Source organism: Massilia aurea (genome assembly GCF_024753205.1).
Lineage (GTDB): Bacteria > Pseudomonadota > Gammaproteobacteria > Burkholderiales > Burkholderiaceae_D > Telluria > Telluria aurea.
In genome coordinates this window covers 1-1,114 of sequence record NZ_JANUGZ010000026.1, presented here as the reverse complement: position 1 = coordinate 1,114, position 1,114 = coordinate 1, and the positions used below count along the sequence as shown (strand labels likewise).

The 1,114-nt window shown below is 58.1% G+C and carries 1 pseudogene; it reads left to right on the top strand.

Annotation, left to right across the window (positions count from 1 at the left end):
* Positions 1 to 787: 787 nt before the first annotated feature.
* Positions 788 to 1,114: pseudogene (locus NX775_RS23875) on the top strand (TolC family protein); the annotation flags it as partial.

Sequence of the window (1,114 nt, the reverse complement as noted above, 5' to 3'; positions counted from 1 at the left end):
TCCAGACAGTCTCGAACGTCCCCCTCGGCATCTCGCCGCTTAATCGTTTTCAGTAGCAACGACGCGCGTACTCGCTCGTATTCCGTTGTGCTTTTGTCGCGCACTACTGCTGCGCGTCTACTTTCGATTTTGGGACGACTATGTTCTCTAAAGGTTTTGTTGCCGCCAGTGCGGTAGCCATGACTTCGTTCGCGTCCATCGCGGGCGAGCCACCAGCTTCTCTCAAAGCCGCCGACCCGGCTGCTCAGGTATCACAAACGACCTACACCTCAGTTCTTTCGAAATACAGGCCGGCTCAGGACACCAGTGTCTCGCCCGACAAAGTATGGAAAGAAGCTAACGCTACGGTTGCGAACGAGGGTATGCATGGTGGCGCTCACGCCGGTCACACGCCGGCAGCCCAAGATGATAGCGGTCACGTTGGACACACTATGCCAACCCAAGGCGCGACTTCGGGCGTCCACGCTGGCCACGGCACACCAGCTGCAGCTGATGGTCAGGCGTCGCATGCAGGGCATCAGATGCCAGCTCAAGCCGTCGCCCCGGCCGGCCGTACTGGCCAACCTTCGCCGGCAGCACACACAGGTCATCAAATGGCACCGGCTTCAAAGTCAGACCCGCACGCGGGTCATCAAATGGCGCCGGTGTCAAAGCCCGACCCACACGCAGGACATCAGATGGGCCAGGAAAAAAAGCCGGCCACAATTACTCGCCCAGTCTCTGCAAATGGTGCAGCGAGTGAAGCGGCACACGAACAGCATCAGCAACAAGCAAAAGAGGCGAAGAAATGAGGCCTATCATTTTCACACCATTACTGAAGACTTCCAGTCTTTTACTGGCTGTATCGGTTCTAGCCGGATGCTCGACGCTGTCTAATGACGGCGCAGCGGGCGACGTCTCAAAGTTGACACAGCCGCGTACCGGCTTCGGCGTCACCAGCGAAAGGAACGACAGTGACGCGCAGGCTAGCTCTGCCCAAGTCTCTAAGCTCCTTTCGGCATCTCTAACGCCTGACTCTGCGGTGCAGATTGCATTGCTCAACAACCGCAGCCTCCAGGCTTCGCTAGCAGAGCTTGGCGTGTCCGAAGCCGACTTTGTCCAAGCCGGCCGTATG